The 16,077-nt window shown below is 72.0% G+C and carries 19 protein-coding genes; 6 read left to right on the top strand and 13 right to left on the bottom strand.

All coding sequences use genetic code 11. From position 1 onward, the window contains the following. Positions 1-7: 7 nt before the first annotated feature. Positions 8-202, bottom strand: a complete 195-nt coding sequence (locus tag ACPOLB_RS15895; protein WP_425256984.1) for a DUF2061 domain-containing protein — start codon at positions 200-202, stop codon at positions 8-10. 91 nt (positions 203-293) lie between these two features. On the opposite strand from ACPOLB_RS15895, the gene ACPOLB_RS15890 reads away from it, so the two are divergent. The 3 genes from ACPOLB_RS15890 (at position 294) to ACPOLB_RS15880 (ending at position 1,547) form a co-directional block, all read left to right on the top strand. Beyond that, positions 294-548, top strand: a complete 255-nt coding sequence (locus tag ACPOLB_RS15890; RefSeq protein ID WP_425261933.1) for a YkgJ family cysteine cluster protein — start codon at positions 294-296, stop codon at positions 546-548. Then, positions 545-1,252 carry a Crp/Fnr family transcriptional regulator gene (locus tag ACPOLB_RS15885; protein ID WP_425256983.1) on the top strand — a complete coding sequence of 236 codons (708 nt, stop codon included), beginning with the start codon at positions 545-547 and terminating at the stop codon, positions 1,250-1,252. The genes ACPOLB_RS15890 and ACPOLB_RS15885 overlap by 4 nt, the downstream gene beginning before the upstream one ends. Positions 1,253-1,352: 100 nt before the next feature. After that, positions 1,353-1,547 carry a YgaP family membrane protein gene (locus ACPOLB_RS15880; RefSeq protein ID WP_425256982.1) on the top strand — a complete coding sequence of 65 codons (195 nt, stop codon included), beginning with the start codon at positions 1,353-1,355 and terminating at the stop codon, positions 1,545-1,547. 22 nt (positions 1,548-1,569) lie between these two features. Here the strand turns inward: ACPOLB_RS15880 and ACPOLB_RS15875 are convergent, their stop codons facing one another. From ACPOLB_RS15875 to ACPOLB_RS15860, 4 genes are all read right to left on the bottom strand, one after another. Next, positions 1,570-3,708 carry a peptidase domain-containing ABC transporter gene (locus ACPOLB_RS15875; protein ID WP_425256981.1) on the bottom strand — a complete coding sequence of 713 codons (2,139 nt, stop codon included), beginning with the start codon at positions 3,706-3,708 and terminating at the stop codon, positions 1,570-1,572. Further along, on the bottom strand, positions 3,708-4,961 hold the full coding sequence (locus ACPOLB_RS15870; protein ID WP_425256980.1) for an HlyD family secretion protein: 1,254 nt from the start codon (positions 4,959-4,961) through the stop codon (positions 3,708-3,710). Before ACPOLB_RS15870 ends, ACPOLB_RS15875 begins: the two co-directional genes overlap by 1 nt. A 101-nt stretch (positions 4,962-5,062) precedes the next feature. Beyond that, positions 5,063-5,275, bottom strand: a complete 213-nt coding sequence (locus ACPOLB_RS15865) for a hypothetical protein (protein ID WP_425256979.1) — start codon at positions 5,273-5,275, stop codon at positions 5,063-5,065. Between the two features lie 150 nt (positions 5,276-5,425). Continuing rightward, on the bottom strand, positions 5,426-6,139 hold the full coding sequence (locus ACPOLB_RS15860; protein WP_425256978.1) for an autoinducer binding domain-containing protein: 714 nt from the start codon (positions 6,137-6,139) through the stop codon (positions 5,426-5,428). A 101-nt stretch (positions 6,140-6,240) separates the two neighbouring features. On the opposite strand from ACPOLB_RS15860, the gene ACPOLB_RS15855 reads away from it, so the two are divergent. Further along, positions 6,241-6,660, top strand: coding sequence for a hypothetical protein (locus ACPOLB_RS15855; RefSeq protein WP_425256977.1), 420 nt, complete (start codon positions 6,241-6,243; stop codon positions 6,658-6,660). A gap of 19 nt (positions 6,661-6,679) precedes the next feature. Here the strand turns inward: ACPOLB_RS15855 and ACPOLB_RS15850 are convergent, their stop codons facing one another. The 5 genes from ACPOLB_RS15850 to gcvA all read right to left on the bottom strand — a co-directional run bounded on the left by ACPOLB_RS15850 (position 6,680) and on the right by gcvA (position 11,478). After that, a complete protein-coding gene (locus ACPOLB_RS15850; protein ID WP_425256976.1) occupies positions 6,680-7,846 on the bottom strand; it encodes an ABC transporter permease in 1,167 nt (388 codons plus the stop codon). Beyond that, the gene (locus tag ACPOLB_RS15845; RefSeq protein WP_425256975.1) at positions 7,843-8,616 is read right to left on the bottom strand and encodes an ATP-binding cassette domain-containing protein; all 774 of its coding nucleotides are present in this window, start codon (positions 8,614-8,616) and stop codon (positions 7,843-7,845) included. The genes ACPOLB_RS15850 and ACPOLB_RS15845 overlap by 4 nt, the downstream gene beginning before the upstream one ends. Beyond that, on the bottom strand, positions 8,613-10,055 hold the full coding sequence (locus ACPOLB_RS15840; RefSeq protein WP_425256974.1) for an alpha/beta hydrolase: 1,443 nt from the start codon (positions 10,053-10,055) through the stop codon (positions 8,613-8,615). Before ACPOLB_RS15840 ends, ACPOLB_RS15845 begins: the two co-directional genes overlap by 4 nt. Positions 10,056-10,144: 89 nt before the next feature. Continuing rightward, positions 10,145-10,510 (bottom strand): glutaredoxin domain-containing protein, encoded by a 366-nt coding sequence (locus tag ACPOLB_RS15835; RefSeq protein WP_425256973.1) that lies wholly within the window; start codon positions 10,508-10,510, stop codon positions 10,145-10,147. Between the two features lie 50 nt (positions 10,511-10,560). Further along, the gene (gene gcvA, locus ACPOLB_RS15830) at positions 10,561-11,478 is read right to left on the bottom strand and encodes a transcriptional regulator GcvA (protein ID WP_425256972.1); all 918 of its coding nucleotides are present in this window, start codon (positions 11,476-11,478) and stop codon (positions 10,561-10,563) included. Between the two features lie 137 nt (positions 11,479-11,615). Here gcvA and ACPOLB_RS15825 point away from each other — a divergent pair, with 137 nt between their 5' ends. Both ACPOLB_RS15825 and ACPOLB_RS15820 read left to right on the top strand, forming a co-directional pair. Continuing rightward, positions 11,616-11,855 carry a DUF2917 domain-containing protein gene (locus ACPOLB_RS15825; protein ID WP_425256971.1) on the top strand — a complete coding sequence of 80 codons (240 nt, stop codon included), beginning with the start codon at positions 11,616-11,618 and terminating at the stop codon, positions 11,853-11,855. Further along, positions 11,852-12,400, top strand: coding sequence for an N-acetyltransferase family protein (locus tag ACPOLB_RS15820; RefSeq protein WP_425256970.1), 549 nt, complete (start codon positions 11,852-11,854; stop codon positions 12,398-12,400). Before ACPOLB_RS15825 ends, ACPOLB_RS15820 begins: the two co-directional genes overlap by 4 nt. A gap of 15 nt (positions 12,401-12,415) precedes the next feature. On the opposite strand, the gene ACPOLB_RS15815 is transcribed toward ACPOLB_RS15820, so the two are convergent. The 3 genes from ACPOLB_RS15815 to ACPOLB_RS15805 are packed head-to-tail and all read right to left on the bottom strand — an operon-like array spanning position 12,416 to position 16,076. Continuing rightward, on the bottom strand, positions 12,416-14,005 hold the full coding sequence (locus ACPOLB_RS15815; protein ID WP_425256969.1) for an ABC transporter ATP-binding protein: 1,590 nt from the start codon (positions 14,003-14,005) through the stop codon (positions 12,416-12,418). Continuing rightward, positions 14,002-15,042, bottom strand: a complete 1,041-nt coding sequence (locus ACPOLB_RS15810) for an ABC transporter permease (protein WP_425256968.1) — start codon at positions 15,040-15,042, stop codon at positions 14,002-14,004. The genes ACPOLB_RS15815 and ACPOLB_RS15810 overlap by 4 nt, the downstream gene beginning before the upstream one ends. Further along, a complete protein-coding gene (locus ACPOLB_RS15805; RefSeq protein WP_425256967.1) occupies positions 15,039-16,076 on the bottom strand; it encodes a microcin C ABC transporter permease YejB in 1,038 nt (345 codons plus the stop codon). Before ACPOLB_RS15805 ends, ACPOLB_RS15810 begins: the two co-directional genes overlap by 4 nt. Between the last annotated feature and the right edge of the window lies 1 nt (position 16,077).

Raw genomic sequence — 16,077 nt, 5'->3', positions numbered from 1 at the left:
CCTGATTTTACGAGGGCACCCCGGCTTGCTGGCGGTTTGCGCGCGATTCCCACCAGCGGTCGAAGAAGAAGTGCGCGACTGTGTTGGCAACCGGCTCCACCAGCGTGATGGCCCCGGCGATCGCCACGCTGCCGGTGAGCAGGTAGCCGACCGTGAAGGCGATGCCCAGGTGCATCACCCCGAACGTTGCTGACTTGGCCATGTGGGTCCTCCAATGCGAATGGTTCTCATTGTCGGGCACTCGCCCCGGCACCGGCATGGTTTGCCGCGATCGCCGCGATAGCATCGTCGCCATGGACTGCCGCCCTGCCTGCGCCGCCTGCTGCATCGCGCCGTCGATCTCGTCGCCGATTCCCGGCATGCCGCAGGGCAAGCCGGCTGGCATGCGCTGCGTACAGCTCGACGACGCCGACCGCTGCCGATTGTTCGGCCGCCCGGAGCGCCCGGCGGTGTGCAGCTCGCTGCGGCCCACGGCCGAGATGTGCGGGCTGTCGCGCACCCACGCGCTACACTGGCTGCGGCGCCTGGAAGAGGCGACCCGCGCATGAGCGCACCAGGCCGCCCGGCGCAACCGCTCGACAGCCACACCGCGCGGCAGTTGGTGGCGCTGTACCCGGCCCTCCAGCAACTGCCGGACCTCGTGCGCGAGCAAGTGCTCACCGATGACGCGTCTGTGGTCCAGGCACCCGCCGGTACGCCGCTGTTCGCGGCCGGCCAGGCCTGCCAGGGGTTCCCGATGGTCCTGTCGGGCGCCGTGCGCGTGGCCCGCAGCGCGCCCGACGGCCGCAGCCTGGAGCTGTACCGCGTCACGCCGGGCGAGCTCTGCGTCGTCTCGTCGTCGTGCCTGTTCGGGCGGACCGCGCTGGTGGCCCAGGGCGACACCACGGAAGCCACCGAACTCGTGCTGCTGTCGCCGGCCGGTTTCGAGCGCTGGACGCAGGAACCGCCGTTCCGCCATTACGTCTTCGGCAGCTTCGCCGATCGCCTGGCCGACCTGATGGCGCTGACCGAAGCCGTGGCCTTCCAGAAACTCGACCAGCGCCTGGCCCATGCCCTGCTGGGCCACGGCAGCGTCGTGCGCGCCACGCACCAGGCGCTGGCCGACGAGCTGGGCACGGTGCGCGAGATCGTCAGCCGCCTGCTCAAGCGCTTCGAGCGTGCGGGCTGGATCAGCGTCTCGCGCGAGCGCATCGACCTGCGCGACGCCGCCGCGCTGCGTGCGCTGGCGGCAGGCCAACCGCCCGCCGCTTGATCTGCGGCAACCGCTGTGTGACCGCGGTCACCGAGCCCCAGGCGCCGCAGCGCGACACTGCAGGCAGCCGGTCATGCGCCGGCCTGTCCAGGAGAACCTCATGAAGACCAATGTCGGCGGTCTCGACCGCATCCTGCGCGTGGTGCTCGGCCTCGTGCTCATCGGCCTGACCCTCAGCGGCGCCATCGGCGTCTGGGGCTGGATCGGCCTCGTGCCGCTGGCCACCGCGGCCATGGGCTTCTGCCCGCTGTACACGGTGCTGGGCTTCAGCACCTGCCCGATGAAGAAGAGCTGACGGAGCCCGCTGCCCCACTGCCCTACTGCAGCGGCGCCGCAGCCGCCACGCTGCGCAGGTCCTGCGCCACCCGGCCTTCGTGCAGCGCGATCACGCGGCCGGCCGAGGCGATGGTCTCGGGCCGGTGCGCCACGATCACGCGGGTCAGCGCCAGCTGGCGCACGGCCTGGTTGACCGTGCGCTCGCGGTCGACGTCCAGCGAGCTCGTCGCCTCGTCGAGCAGCAGGATGCGCGGTCGCTTGTACAGCGCGCGTGCCAGCAGGATGCGCTGCTTCTGGCCCCCCGACAGCGCCGCGCCCATGTCGCCGATCAGCGTGTGGTAGCCCATCGGCATGGCCTCGATCTCGTCGTGCACCGCCGCCACGGTGGCGCACTGCGTGATCCAGTCCGGGTCCGGGCTGGCATCGAAAAAGCTGATGTTGTCGGCGATCGAGCCGGAGAACAGCGGCTCGTCCTGCATCACCACGCCGACCATGTCGCGCCACGCCCGCAGCCCCACGTGCTGCAGCGGCACGCCACCGACCAGCACCTCGCCGCTGCCCGGCGCGTGGATGCCCAGCATCAGCTTCAGCAGCGTGGTCTTGCCGCAGCCCGACGGCCCGACGATGGCCACCGACTCGCCCGGCTCGATGCGCAGGCTCAGCCCGCGCAGCACCTCGGGCTCGCCGTCGGCGTAGCGGAAGCGCACGTCGCGCAGCTCGAGGCTGGCGGGCAGCACGCGCGTGGTGCCGGCATCCGCCCCGCCGTCGGTCTCGGGCGGGGTCAGCACGATGTCGGCCAGCCGCTCGCCCTGCAGCTTCAGCATCTTCAGCGCCACCGCCTTGTCGATGAGCCCGCTGACCCGCAGCGCGAACTGCTCCTTGTAGGCAAAGAACGCGAACAGCATGCCGACGCTGAGCTTGCTGTCCAGCACCAGCAGCGCGCCGACGCCGATGACCGCCACACGCTCCAGCCCGAACAGCAGCCGGTGCAGCACCGCGAACAGCAGCTCCAGCTTGCGCGTGCTGATGTCGGCGTTCATCGCGTCGACCACCAGGCTCGAGAAGCGCGACTGCCGGTCGCCCTGCGCATTGAACAGCTTGATCGCCTGCACGCCGCGCAGCGACTCGAGGAAGTGGCTGGCCTGCTTGGCCTCGAAGACCAGCACCTCCTCGGTGGCCTCGCGGAGCGGCCGGAAGAACACCCAGCGCAGCAGGCCGTACCCGGCCACCGCCAGCAGTGCCAGCCCGGTGAGCGGCAGGCTGTACAAGGCCATCATCACCAGCGTCAGCAGCACCAGCGCCCCGTCGAGCACGGCTTCGATGAAGCTGGTGGTCAGCGTCTTCTGGATCTGCTGCACGGCGCCGAAGCGCGACCAGATGTCGCCGGCATGGCGCTTCTCGAACCAGTCCACCGGCAGCCGCAGCAGGTGCGCGAACACGTTCACCAGCCACTGCAGGTTCAGCGTGGCCGACAGCACCAGCACCGCCCACGACCGCGCCGCGGCCGTCGCCACCTGCACCAGCACGAGCAGCCCGAAGCCCAGCGCCAGCGTGAACAGCAGGTCGCGGTCACCGCTGACCACCACGCCGTCCACCACCCACTGCATGAAGAACGGGCTCAGCAGCAGGAACAGTTCCAGCGCCAGCGCCAGCACCAGGATCTGCGCCAGCGAACGCCGCAGGCCGCTGACCGGCCCCAGCAGCTGCGACAGCCGCACCCGCTGCTGCTCCACCACCGGCGTGAAGCCGGGTGCGGGCTGGAGCTCGAGGGCGACGCCGGTGAAGTGGCGCGAGAGCTCGTCGCGCTTGAGCCGGCGCAGGCCGCGCGCGGGGTCGTGGATCACCGCCACGCCGCGCCGGTAGGCCACCAGCACGACGAAGTGGTTCAGGTCCCAGTGCAGGATGCACGGGGTCTGCAGCTGCAGCAGCTCGTCCAGGTCGGCTCGCAGGGCCCGCGACTGCAGCTGCAGCGCGTCGGCCATGCGCACGAGGTCGCCCAGCATCACGCCCTTGCTCGACAGCGAGAAGCGCCGGCGCAGCGTGGGCAGGTCGGTGCGGTGCCCGAGGCCCGACGCCACCATCGCCAGGCAGGCCAGGCCGCATTCGGCGGCCTCGGTCTGCAGGATCAGCGGCACGCGCGACGCGTCGCCGCCCAGCCGCAAGGCGTCGAAGGCGCGCATCACAACCGCCCCTGCAGGCCCAGCAGCGGCTCGAAGAGCCACGCGATCAGACGCCGGCGCTCGAGCAGCACGTCGGCCTGCAGCCGCATGCCGGGCACCAGCGGCAGCGCCTCGGCCGGCGGCACGGCCGCTGCGTCGAGCGCCACGGTGATGCGGAACAGCGCCTGGCCCTCGGCCGGCGCCACCGGCAGCGACAGCGCCTGCAGCTCCGACGGCGCCAGCGGCGTGCGCGACACCTGCAGCACCTGCCCCGGGTGGTGGCCGAACCGCTGGTACGGGAAGGCCTCGTAGCGCAGGCGCACGGTCTGCGCGGCACGCACGAAGCCGACGGCGCTCGAAGGCGCGTACAGGTGCGCCTGCAGCCGGGCGCCCGCGGGCACCAGGCTCGCCAGTGCGGCCTGCGGAGAGACGCTCTGCCCGGGGTCGGCCGCCAGCGCGGTGACGGTGCCGTCCTGCGGCGCCCGCACCACGATCTGCCGCTCGGCGTCCTGCTCGGCCGCCTCGCGCGACAGCGCGGCCAGGTCGCGCTCGATGGCTCCCAGCGCGCCGCGCGCCAGCAGCGGCAGGCCGCGGCGCTCGCCTTCCAGCTCGGCCTGCTCGCGGGCCAGCGCGGCGCGCTGGCGCTCCAGCGCCTGCGCCTGCGCGCGCAGTCCCAGCAGTTCCTCGCTCTTGGCCTGCAGCTGCGCCGACGAGATGAACTGGTCGTTGCGCAGCGATTCCAGCCGCGCGAAGGCCTCGTTGGCCAGGGCCAGCCGCTGGCGCTGCAGCGCCGCTTCGGCATCGATCTGGGCGGCTTCGTTCTGCAGGGCCTGCAGCCGGCGGTCAAGGGCCGCCTGCTGCGAGGCCACCAGCAGCTGCTGCTGCCGGGCGCTGTCGTGCAGGCTGCGCTGGCGCTCGCTCAGGCTGCGCTGCACCTGCGTCTGCACGGGGCCTTCGAGCGTGGAGCGCTCCAGCGCGATGACGAACAGCACATCGCCGGCGCGGACCGCCTGGCCTTCGGTGACGCGGCGCTCCAGCACGGTGCCGCTGGCTGCGGGCACGACCCGGATCAGTCCGCGGTCGGGCACCAGCACGCCGGCCACGGTGGCCTTGCGTGTGTATTCGGCGAAGGAGAGGAAGGCGACGAGCGCCACGGCCACCACCACGATACCGGCGGTGATCACGCTCAGCCCCAGCGGGCGCACCAGCTGCACCCGCCCCAGCCACTGCTGGCGTTGCGCCTCGACCGCCTCAGGACGGAACAGCGGGCGCATGGCAGGCCACGGCAAAAAAAATGCGGACCGGCACGGCCGGCCCGCAAGCACCACGGAGCTGGAGGGATGAGACCCGTGGTGCCAAGTGGCCTAGAGTCGGATCACCAGCCGCCTCTAGGCGCAGCAAGCGCCAGTTCCGTCGTGTCGGTACTGTCCAGGGTCGTCGTGCGCTCCGACGAGGTCCAGCCGCCGCGCGGCGCACCGCCGGCGATGAACTTGAAATCAGCCGGGTCGATCGCACGCAGGCCAGCGGGGGCAGCGGGCTGGGCCGGCTGGGTCGGGCGGGTCTGGGCGAAGAACTTGGTGCGCAGCATGTGGAGGCTCCATCGGTGGCAGGAATCGGTGTCGAAACACCATGCACACGATTGAAGCAGCGCACCGCCGGCACCGTAACTGTTAGCTCTTACAGGGTGCGGCCACCAGGGGCCGCATTTGGGACACCGAACCCACCCGCAGCCGGCACGTCAGTGGATCAGGCCCAGCCGCAACGCCTTCAGCACGGCCTGGTGCTTGTTCACCGCACCCAGCTTGTGCATGGCATTGTTGACATGCAGCACGGCCGTGCGCTCGCTGATGCCCAGGATCGTGCCCACTTCCCAGGCGGTCTTGCCTTCCATGGTCCAGCGCAATGCCTCCAGCTCGCGCGGGGTCAGCGCCGGGCGCTCGGGCTGCAGCGCGGTGGGCACCAGCAGCCGCACCGCGGCGTCCTGGGCGTGCACCGCGAAGAGCTGCAGGTCCGCCACCAGGCGCTGCAGTTCCGCCGGATCGCCAGGCAGGGCCTGGTCGCGGTCGACGCCCAGCAGGAAGTGCCGGCCCTCGGGCAGGTGCAGCGCCATCGCGATGCCGGTGCGGTAGCCGAAGCCGGCCTGCTGCTCCCACAGGTCGGCGGCCCCCTGCGCGACGTAGGTGTCCTGGTTCCAGATGATGGGCACGCTCTGGCGCTTGCAGTGCTGCATCACCGGGTCGCGGCGGAATGCACTCGGATCGGCGTAGGGTTCGACGTAGTTCTCGGGCGTGTTGTCGACCAGGATGAAGTCGCTCTGGCCCAGCGCATGGTCGATCACGGTCATCGCCGAGACGGTCTGGAAGCCGAGCCGGTGCGTGAAGCGCACGACTTCGTCGCGGAACTCGTCGCGGTTCCGCGCCTGCAACACCGACGAATAGCCACCAGGGAGCATGAATCTCCTCTTGCCTTGCGCCCAACTCCGCGGGGCCTGGCATCAGCCCCTGACAGGGTTTACAGCTTTCCCGCTGCACCCACATGCCGAAAGATAGCAGCATGCAGCACACAGCCCACCTCCGCCATGCGCCGGCGGCACCCACCATGGTGTCGCCCTGGTCCCTGCGTGCCTGGCCGCCGCTATTGTGGCAGGCAGGCAATACCACGCGCCTGCAGTTCCAGCACCTCGGCACCCGGGTCACCATGCTCGGCGACCGCGCTTGCAACGTCGCCGGCCAGACCATGTGGGGTGGCAGCTCCGCCGATGGCGAGGCCGGCGTGGCCTGGGACTGGATCCAGATCTCGCATGGCGTCGTGGCAATGGCCGACCCCATGTCCGTCATCACCAACCTGCGGCTGGTCGGCGACGAAGGCGAGGTGCTGACCGCGCTGGAAGCCGTCTGCTATCTCAACGAGATCGTGCACCAGTTGCCGTGGCAGCATGAAGTCGCACGAGCCCTGCGGGGCCCCACGCAGTAGCCAGACTGCTCACGATTGCTCACTTCAGCGCCGCGCTGCGCAGCGTCCGCGCAACAAATGCGATGCCGGCGGCGGCCACCAGCGCGCACACCAGCAGCGCCGGCAGCCACTGCACCACGTCCAGCGTCTCGCCCTTCAGCACCCGGCCCATCAGCGTCACCTGCCCGAGCGCCGGCACCCAGCGGTGCCAGGGAGCCTCGCCGTCCTGGTTGAACACCGTCACCAGCGGCAACAGCGAGACGCCCAGCACGACCACCGTGGTGTTGGCCTGCGCTTCCTTGAAGCTCCTGCAGCGGATGGCGATGGCCATCAGCAGCGCCGCCAGCGCACCGGCCAGCGGCAGCAGCAGCGCGATGAAGGCCGCGGCCTCGCGCCAGCCGTACTGGAACATCGCCGCCAGGGTCTCGCTGCGCAGCAGCCATTGCCCGGGCAGGAAGCTCAAGGCGCTCAGCACCGCGATCAGCATGCCGACGCAGGCGACCGCGCCCCACTTGCCCAGCACCAGCGCCGTGCGCGACGCCGGGTTCATCAGCAGCGGCTCCAGCGAGCCGCGTTCGCGCTCGCCGGCCGTCGTGTCGAGCGCGGCGTTGAGCGCGCCGTACAGCACCGCCATCAGCACGAAGAACGGCACCATCGTGGTCAGCTGCGCCGCGCGCGTGGCCGGGTCGGCGAGGTCGCGCTCCTCGATCTTCACCGCCTCCAGCAGCGACGCCGGCATGCCACGTACCGCCAGTTGCAGCGCGGCCCGCTCCTGGTTGAAGCCGCGCAGCACCCGCGCCACGCGCGCCGCGCCGCCTTGCGCGCGCTGGTTGCCGGCGCTGCTGAACAGCTCCACCGTGGGCGCCTCGCCGCGCGCCAGCAGGGCCTCGAAGTCGGCCGGCACCACCAGCACCGGCTCGCCGAGCTTGCTGTCGGCCAGCTGGCGCTCGAAGTCGGCCGGCGCCGCGCGCACGGTGAAGGTCTGCCGCTCCAGGTAGTTGCGCAGCGTGGGCGCGTGCTCCAGGCCCAGCACGACGATCTCGCGCGCCTCGGCGCGGCGTTCGATGCCCGACACCAGGCTGGAGATCAGCACCAGCACCAGCGGCCCGATGGCCACCGAGCTCAGCAGCACCATCAGCAGCGTGCGCCGGTCGCGCAGCGCGTCCAGCAGCTCCTTGCGGAACACCGTCCAGGCGTCGGCCATCATCGCGGCGCTCCCGGGCTGCGTTCCTCGGCGCCGAAGGCCAGCTGCACGAAACTCTCCTCGAAGTCGGTCTGCCCGGTGCGTGCCGAGAGTTCGGCCACCGTGCCCGCGGCCACGGTGCGGCCGTGCGCGACCACCACCACCTGGTCGCACAGCCGCTCCACCTCCTGCATGATGTGCGTGGAGAACACGATGCACTTGCCCTCCACGTCGCGCAGGCGGCGCAGCGCCTCGCGCAGCGCGCGCGTGGCCAGCACGTCCAGGCCGTTGGTGGGCTCGTCGAGGATGATGTTCGGCGGGTCGTGGACCAGCGCCCGCGCCAGCGCCGTCTTCATGCGCTCGCCCTGGCTGAAGCCCTCGGTGCGGCGGTCCAGCAGCGGGCGCAGGTCCAGGATGTGGGCCAGCGTCTCGGCCCGCGCGTGCGCGGCGGCCGCCGTCATGCCGTGCAGGCGGCCGTAGTAGACGATGTTCTCGCGCGCCGTCAGCCGCGGGTACAGGCCGCGCGCGTCGCTGAGCACGCCCATGCGCGCCAGCGCAGCCGACGGCTGCGTCGCGACGTCGATGCCGTCCACGTGCACGCTGCCGGCGTCGGCCGGCAACAGCGCCGCCACGATGCGCAGCGTGGTGGTCTTGCCGGCGCCGTTCGGGCCCAGCAGCCCGGTGATGCAGGCGTCGGCGGCCTGGAAGTCGACCCCGTCGACCGCCAGCACACTGCGCGCCTGGCGGCCGCTGCCCTGGCTGAACTGCTTGCGCAGCTGCTGCACGGCGATCATGGCGTCCCCCCGGCCGCCGGCGGCAGGAAGGCGCCGGGCCGCGGCACCTGCTGCGCGCAGTCGGCGTCCACCGCCAGCGCGTCGGCGTCGGTCTCGGCGTCGATGAAGCGGAACAGCGCGTCGCGCACGCACAGCAGGCCCATCACGCCGTGGCCGGCGTTCGGCACCACGGCATGGCGGGCCAGCGGCCCGAGCGCCTGGGCCACGCGCGTGCCATGCCGCGGCGGCGTTGCGGGGTCGAGACCGCCGGAGAGCAGCAGCGTCGCGCCGGTCGCCGGCGGCACGGTGTAGAAGGACGCGGGCACCTCGCCCCGCGGCCAGCCGGCGCAGACGTCGCGGTACAGGTCGGCCATGGCGGTGCCGAAGTCTGCGCCGGGGCGGTCGGCCGTGGCATCCAGCCGCGGCAGGTCTTCGGCGCAGACCACCGAGAAGTGCATGCCGGCGGCCAGCCGCACGCCGCCGCCGAACGCGGACGCCAGCCCGAACAGCGCGGTGAAGCGGCCCTGCGCGGCCTCGTCCACCGCCAGCGGCAGCGCCGCCGCCAGCGCCGGCACGTACAGCGGCGCACGCACCAGGCTGGCGGCCATCGCGGGCGTGAGCACGAAGCGCTCCGGCTGCCGCGTCACCGGGTGCTGCACGCTCACTTCGCGCGGCAGGCTGTCCAGCAGCGACTGCCAGCGCGCACGCAGCGCCGGGTGGCGCTGCCGGCAAGCGGGCTCGGCCTCGCAGGCCGCCAGCAGCGCGTCGAAGGTCGCCTGCGCATCGGGCGAGAACGAGGCTGGCAGCACCATGTCGGGCGGCGCCACGCCGTCGAGCACGGCCCGGCGCACGGTCTGCGGGAACTGGCGCATCGTCTCCAGCACCGCACGCGTGCCGTACGAGCCGCCCACCGCATTGAAGCGCGCCACGCCCAGCCGCTGGCGCACGGCGTCGATGTCCTGCACCGCGATGCGGGTGGTGTACTGGCGCAGGTCGCCGTGCGGCAGCGCCTGCAGCGCGGCCCGGCAGCGCTGCAGCTCGGCGCGCTGCAGGGCGGGGTCGACCTGCTCGCGCAGTGGCCGCGCGGGCGCATCGTCCGCGCAGTGCAGCGGCGCGCTGCGTCCGGTGCCGCGCTGGTCGACCAGCACGATGTCGCGCCGGTTCGACAGCCGCGCCAGCAGCCGGCTGGCGCTGCCGGCCAGGTCGATCGCACTCTGCCCCGGCCCGCCCGCGAACAGGAACACCGGATCGGGCTTCTTGTTGCGCGCCACCGCCGGCAGCACCGCGAAGTGCACGTCGATCTGCCGGCCGGCCGGCTGTGCCGGGTCGAGCGGGCGCTGGACGCTGCCGCACCAGGCGGCGTGTTCGATACCGGCCAGCCGGCACGGCGCCAGGCCCGCCGGAGGTTCGGCGGCCCAGGCCGGCAGTGCGGCCAGCCACAACAACGGGATCCATCGCATGGCAGCGATTCTGCGGTGGCGCCCGGCGCACAGCGCCGCACCGCGCACGAACGGCCGTGCGCGCGGCGTGGACAGTCGTGGCGCCGGGCTCAGCCCAGCAGCCGCTGCAGTTCGCCGCTGGCGATCAGCGCCGCCACGTCGTCGGCGCCACCGACCAGCGTGCCGCGCACGAACACCATCGGGAACGTCGGCCAGCCGCTCCACATCTTCAGCGCATTGCGGCGTCGCCACTGGCTCAGGTAGCTGCCGACGTCGATGTCGTGGTGGGCGACACCGGCGGCGTCGAGCGCGCGGCGCGCCTTCTTGACGAACGGGTTCTGCGCCATGCCCAGCACGACGACCGGGTGGCGCGCGATCGCGTCCTGCGCCTGCTGCACGAGATCGGCATGGTGCTGCGCGACGCGCGCGCGGATGGCGGGATGGATCTGGCTGTCGGGCAAGGTGGCGCGGGGCATGGCGGGGACTCCTGGAGGCCGCCGAGTGTGCCCCAAGCGGGGCACCAGGCTCAGGCCGCCGCGGCCTCGTCGCGCAGCCAGCGCTCGAGCGCCTGCACCGCGGGCCGGCGCTGCGCCGCCGCGTCCACCACCAGGTAGTAGCCGCGCGGCGATGCCGTGCGGTCGGCGAACGGCGTCACCAGCTGGCCGGCGCGCAGCAGGTCGTCGATCAGCGGCCGCCGCCCCAGCGCCACGCCCTGCCCCGCCACGGCAGCGGCCACCGCCTCGCCGTAGCCGCTGAACGTGAGGCTGGCCGCCGGCTCGAAGCCGACCAGGCCCACGGCCTGCAGCCAGGGGTCCCACTCCAGCGGCATGCCACCGTTGTGCGGCGGCCCCATCGCCACCTGCAGCAGCGTGTGGTGGCGCAGGTCGGCGGGCGTGCGCAGCGGCCGCCCGGTCTGCAGCAGCGCCGGGCTGCACACCGGCTGCATCGCCTCGGCGAACAGCGGCTGGCCCTCGCTGCCGCCGACACGCCCATAGCGGATCGCCAGGTCGAAACCGTCGCTGGCCAGGCTGCGGCGCTCGAAGCTGGCGTCCAGCCGCACATCCACCCCCGGGTGCGCGCGCGTGAAGCGCGGCAGCCGCGGGATCAGCCACAGCGACGCCAGCCCCGGCGTCGTCGTCAGCGCCAGCACCTCGCGCCGCGCCGGCGCGCGGATCTCGGCCACGGTGGCCCGCAGCTGCGCCAGCACCGCGCTGCACGTGGCCAGCAGCCGCTGGCCCTCGGGCGTGAGCACCAGGCTGCGATGGCGGCGCTGGAACAGCGTCACGCCCAGCTCGTCTTCCAGCGCGCGCATCTGGCGGCTCATCGCCGACTGGGTGACGAAACGCTCGGCGGCCGCCCGCGTGAACGACAGCTGCCGCGCCGCGGCCTCGAAGGCGGCCAGCAGGTGCAACGGGGGCAGGCGGCTGGTGTCGGTCTTTCGCATGCGCTGCAGGAATGTGAAGCGTTCCGAACGATCGTTTGAGCAATGTGTGGCGCGCGACGATCATTCCTCGCACCAGCCTCTGGTCGGCACCGATCCTCGGTGCCGCACAGCATGAGGCCAACGCACAGGAGTTCACCATGCGCGTGCAAGCTTCGCAAGTCTCGCTGGCCCTGCCCTGGGGCCAGCTCGCCCGCATCGAGCTGCAGCCGCAGACGCGGCTGCGCGGTGTCAGCGGGCAGTCGTGGATCACGCTCGACCACGACCGCCGCGACATCGTGCTCGGCCCCGGCGAGGAGTTCGTCGCCGACAGCGGCGGCCACGCCATCGCCTGCGCGCTGCGGCCGGGGGCCGGGGCCGAACTGCTGGTCACGGCATGAATGCCGTCGCCACACCCTACCCCGTCGGGCTGATCCGCCCGCTGACGCTGCGCGACGGCCGGCGCGTGCTGGTGCGCCCGGTGCTGCCGCAGGACGCCGCCACCGAGCAGGCCTTCGTGATGGGGCTGTCGGCGGCCTCGCGCTACCGCCGCTTCCATGTCGGGCTGCGCGCGCTGCCGCCGACGCTGCTGCAGCAGCTGACCGAGGTCGACCACCGTGCCCACGTGGCCCTGGTGGCGCAACCCGAGACCGACGGCAGCGGCCCCGGCGACCCCGGCATCGTCGCCGACGCGCGCTACGTGCGCACCGGCGACGGCCGGGCCGAATTCGCGCTGGCGGTGGCCGACGACTGGCAGCAGCAGGGCCTGGGCCGCGCGCTGCTGCAGCAGCTGGCGCGGCACGCGGCACGCCAGGGCCTGCACACCCTGCTGGGCGACGTGCTCGCCGACAACCTGCCGATGGTGCGGCTGCTGCAGGCCATGGGCTGCGACCTGCAACCGCGCGACGACGAACCCGGCCTGCTGCTGGCCACCGTGGGGCTGTAGGGCCGCGCGCCTGGCTCAGGCCAGGTGCGCCGCGGCCAGCAGCTCGCGCGTGTAGGCCTGGCGCGGCGCGGCGAACAGGGCCTCGGACTCGCCCTCCTCGACGACCTCGCCGCCCTTCATCACCATCACCCGGTGCGACATCGCCCGCACCACCGCCAGGTCGTGGCTGATGAAGACGTAGCTCATGCCGTAGTGCTGCTGCAAGGCGGCCAGCAGCGCCAGCACCTGCTGCTGCACCGAGACGTCGAGCGCCGACGTCGGCTCGTCGAGCACCAGCACCTCGGGCCGCAGCACGACGGCGCGCGCGATGGCGATGCGCTGGCGCTGGCCGCCGGAGAATTCATGCGGGTAGCGCTGCAGCACGCCGGCCACGCCGTGGCGTTCGGACAGGCCCACCTCGTCCAGCATCGCCAGCACCTGCGCCTCGCGATCGGCCTCGCCGAGTTCTGGCCGGTGCAGCGCCAGGCCTTCGCCGACGATCTGCCCGACCGTGCGCCGCGGCGACAGCGAGGCGAACGGGTCCTGGAACACCACCTGCAGCCGCCGCCGCATGCGGCGCAGCGCGTCGCGCGGCGCGTTGTCGATGCGCTCGCCCGCCAGCGCCACCGCGCCACCGGCCAGCGGCTGCAGCGCCAGCAGGGCCATGCCCAGCGTCGTCTTGCCCGAGCCGGACTCGCCGACGATGCCCAGCGTCTCGCCGCGGCGCAGCTGCAGCGTGGCGCCGCGCACGGCGGTGAAGGCGCGCTTCCTGAACCAGCCCGCGTCGAGCGCGAACTGCACCGCCACGTCGCTGCCCTGCAGCAGCACCGGCGCATCGGCGGCCACGGGCTGCACCACGCGCTGCGGCCGGCTCGCCAGCAGGCGCTGCGTGTAGGCATGCTGCGGCGCGGCGAACACCGCCGCGGTGTCGCCGGTCTCGACCAGCCGGCCGCGTTCCATCACGCCCACGCGGTGGGTGAAGCGGCGCACCAGGTTCAGGTCGTGCGTGATGAACAGCAGCGCCATGCCCAGCTCGGCCTGCAGTTCGTCCAGCAGCGCCAGGATCTGCGCCTGCACCGTGACGTCGAGCGCCGTGGTCGGCTCGTCGCAGATCAGCAGCTGCGGCCGGCAGGCGAGCGCCATCGCGATCATCGCGCGCTGGCGCTGGCCGCCCGAGAGCTGGTGCGGGTAGGCATCGACGCGGCGTTCGGGCTCGGGGATGCCGGTGCGCGCCAGCAGTTCGATGGCGCGTGCCCGCGCCGCGTTCGGGCGCATCGCCTCGTGCAGCTCGAGCACCTCGCCGATCTGGTTGCCGATGGTGTACAGCGGGTTCAGCGCCGTCATCGGCTCCTGGAAGATCATCGCGATGCGGCTGCCGCGCAGGCCGCGCATCTGGCGTTCGCTCTTGGCCAGCAGGTCCTCGCCGCCGAAGCGGATGGCGCCCGTGGTGGTGGCACTGTCCACCAGCCGCAGCACCGACAGCGCCGTGATCGACTTGCCCGAGCCCGACTCGCCCACGAGCGCGAACTTCTCGCCCGCGGCGATGGCGAACGAGATGCCGTCGACGACGGTGCTGTCGCCGAAGCGCACCTGCAGGTCCACGACTTCCAGCAGTGGTGCGCTCATGATTTCCGAGTATCGAAGGCGTCGCGCAGCGCTTCGCCGATGAAGGTCAGCAGCAGCAGCGTGAGCGTCAGCGCCGCGAAGGTGGGCACGATGATCCACCAGGCGTCCAGGTTGCTCTTGCCCTGGCGCACCAGGTCGCCCAGCGACGGCGTGCCCGACGGCACGCCCAGGCCCAGGAAGTCCAGCGACACCAGCGCCAGGATGGCGTCGCTCATGCGGAAGGGCAGGAAGGTGATGACCGGCGTCATCGAGTTCGGCAGCACGTGGCGCCAGATGATCTGGCGGTTGCTCAGTCCCAGCGCGCGCGCCGCCTTCACGAACTCGAGGCCGCGGTTGCGCAGGAACTCGGCACGCACGTAGTCGCTCAGGCCGATCCAGCCGAACAGGCTCAGCAGCACCAGCAGCAGCAGCAGCGAGGGCTCGAAGATCGACGCGAAGATGATCAGCAGGTAGAGCTCGGGGATGGACGCCCAGATCTCGATCAGCCGCTGTGCGCCGAGGTCGATGCGGCCGCCGAAGTAGCCCTGCACCGCGCCGGCCAGCACGCCGATCAGCATGCCCGCGAGCGTGAGCGCCAGGCCGAAGCCCAGGCTGACGCGGAAGCCGTACAGCAGCCGCGCCACCATGTCGCGCCCGGCCTCGTCGGTGCCCAGCCAGTTGGCGGCACTCGGCGGCGCCGGGTTGGGCACCTTCAGGAAGTTGTCGGTGGACTCGGCCGAGTGCGGGTTGATCGTCTGCAGCCGCCAGTTGCCGGGCTTGGCAAACTGCTCGGCGATGAACGGGTCCTTCCAGTCGGTGGGCGTGTCGAAGTCGCCGCCGTAGGCGCGTTCGGGCGGGTTGTGGAAGACCGGGAAGCTCCACTGCCCCTCGTAGCGCGCCACCAGCGGCCGGTCGTTGCTGATGAGCTCGGCCGCGGCGCACAGCAGCAGCAGCCCCACCAGCACCCAGAACGATGCGTAGCCGACCCGGTTGCGCTTGAAGCGCGCCCAGGCGCGCGCGTTGGGCGACGTGCCCACGGTGGCGGCGGGGCGGCTCATCGGCCCACCGCCCCGAACTGCACGCGCGGGTCGACCAGCGTGTAGAGCACGTCGGAGAACAGCTTCACCACCAGGCCCATCAGCGTGAACAGGTACAGCGAGCCCAGCACCACCGGGTAGTCGCGGCGCAGGATCGACTCGTAGCTCAGCAGGCCCAGGCCGTCCAGCGAGAACAGCGTCTCGATGAGCAGCGCGCCGGTGAAGAAGGCGCCGATGAAGGCGGCCGGGAAGCCGGTGACGATGGGAATCAGCGCATTGCGGAAGATGTGCTTCCACAGCACGCGCCGCTGCGACAGGCCCTTGGCACGCGCGACCAGCACGTACTGCTTGCGCATCTCCTCGATGAAGGTGTTCTTGGTCAGGAAGGTCATGGTCGCGAAGCTGCCGATCACCAGGCAGGTCAGGGGCATCGCCAGGTGCCAGAAGTAGTCGGCCACGCGCGCCGGCCACGACAGCGTGGCCCAGTTCTCCGACGTCAGCCCGCGCAGCGGGAACACGTCCCAGAAGGTGCCGCCGGCGAACAGCACGATCAGGAACACGCCGAGCACGAAACCGGGGATCGCGTAGCCCACCAGCACCGCCAGCGTGGTGGCCACGTCGAAGCTGCTGCCTTCGCGCACCGCCTTCAGGATGCCCAGCGGCACCGAGATCAGGTACGAGATCAGGAAGGTCCACAGCCCGAGGCTGATCGACACCGGCAGCTTCTCCTTGATCAGCTCCCACACCGGCTTGTTCTGCATGAAGCTGTTGCCGAGGTTGAACGTGGCGAAGTTCCTCAGCATGTCGAGGTAGCGCTCGTGCACGGGCTTGTCGAAACCGTACAGCTTCTTCAGCGCCTCGATCTGCTTGGCGTCGCTGTCGCCGCGCGCGCGGTAGCCGCCGGTGTCGCCGGCTGCGCCGCGGCTGCGCGCCTCGGCCATCACCTGCTCCACCGGGCCGCCGGGCACGAACTGGATGACGATGAAGGTCACCGTCAGCGCGCCCACCAGCGTGGGCAGCATCAGCGCGATGCGCTTGAGGATGTAGGCCAGCATC

The sequence above is a fragment of the Rubrivivax soli genome (assembly GCF_049810355.1).
Taxonomy (GTDB): domain Bacteria; phylum Pseudomonadota; class Gammaproteobacteria; order Burkholderiales; family Burkholderiaceae_C; genus Rubrivivax.
The sequence above is the reverse complement of the archived record's forward strand: the minus strand, read 5'-3'. Positions and strand labels throughout refer to the sequence as shown.

Bases quoted from the DNA above. Each gene is read 5' to 3' on its own strand.
- ACPOLB_RS15835 (WP_425256973.1), bottom strand. From the start codon at position 10,510: ATGCCCCGCGCCACCTTGCCCGACAGCCAGATCCATCCCGCCATCCGC.
- ACPOLB_RS15855 (WP_425256977.1), top strand. From the start codon at position 6,241: ATGCAGCACACAGCCCACCTCCGCCATGCGCCGGCGGCACCCACCATG.
- ACPOLB_RS15810 (WP_425256968.1), bottom strand. From the start codon at position 15,042: ATGAGCCGCCCCGCCGCCACCGTGGGCACGTCGCCCAACGCGCGCGCC.
- gcvA (WP_425256972.1), bottom strand. From the start codon at position 11,478: ATGCGAAAGACCGACACCAGCCGCCTGCCCCCGTTGCACCTGCTGGCC.
- ACPOLB_RS15880 (WP_425256982.1), top strand. From the start codon at position 1,353: ATGAAGACCAATGTCGGCGGTCTCGACCGCATCCTGCGCGTGGTGCTC.
- ACPOLB_RS15895 (WP_425256984.1), bottom strand. From the start codon at position 202: ATGGCCAAGTCAGCAACGTTCGGGGTGATGCACCTGGGCATCGCCTTC.
- ACPOLB_RS15870 (WP_425256980.1), bottom strand. From the start codon at position 4,961: ATGCGCCCGCTGTTCCGTCCTGAGGCGGTCGAGGCGCAACGCCAGCAG.
- ACPOLB_RS15860 (WP_425256978.1), bottom strand. From the start codon at position 6,139: ATGCTCCCTGGTGGCTATTCGTCGGTGTTGCAGGCGCGGAACCGCGAC.
- ACPOLB_RS15845 (WP_425256975.1), bottom strand. From the start codon at position 8,616: ATGATCGCCGTGCAGCAGCTGCGCAAGCAGTTCAGCCAGGGCAGCGGC.
- ACPOLB_RS15815 (WP_425256969.1), bottom strand. From the start codon at position 14,005: ATGAGCGCACCACTGCTGGAAGTCGTGGACCTGCAGGTGCGCTTCGGC.
- ACPOLB_RS15805 (WP_425256967.1), bottom strand. From the start codon at position 16,076: ATGCTGGCCTACATCCTCAAGCGCATCGCGCTGATGCTGCCCACGCTG.
- ACPOLB_RS15840 (WP_425256974.1), bottom strand. From the start codon at position 10,055: ATGCGATGGATCCCGTTGTTGTGGCTGGCCGCACTGCCGGCCTGGGCC.
- ACPOLB_RS15875 (WP_425256981.1), bottom strand. From the start codon at position 3,708: ATGCGCGCCTTCGACGCCTTGCGGCTGGGCGGCGACGCGTCGCGCGTG.
- ACPOLB_RS15820 (WP_425256970.1), top strand. From the start codon at position 11,852: ATGAATGCCGTCGCCACACCCTACCCCGTCGGGCTGATCCGCCCGCTG.
- ACPOLB_RS15850 (WP_425256976.1), bottom strand. From the start codon at position 7,846: ATGATGGCCGACGCCTGGACGGTGTTCCGCAAGGAGCTGCTGGACGCG.
- ACPOLB_RS15890 (WP_425261933.1), top strand. From the start codon at position 294: ATGGACTGCCGCCCTGCCTGCGCCGCCTGCTGCATCGCGCCGTCGATC.
- ACPOLB_RS15885 (WP_425256983.1), top strand. From the start codon at position 545: ATGAGCGCACCAGGCCGCCCGGCGCAACCGCTCGACAGCCACACCGCG.
- ACPOLB_RS15825 (WP_425256971.1), top strand. From the start codon at position 11,616: ATGCGCGTGCAAGCTTCGCAAGTCTCGCTGGCCCTGCCCTGGGGCCAG.
- ACPOLB_RS15865 (WP_425256979.1), bottom strand. From the start codon at position 5,275: ATGCTGCGCACCAAGTTCTTCGCCCAGACCCGCCCGACCCAGCCGGCC.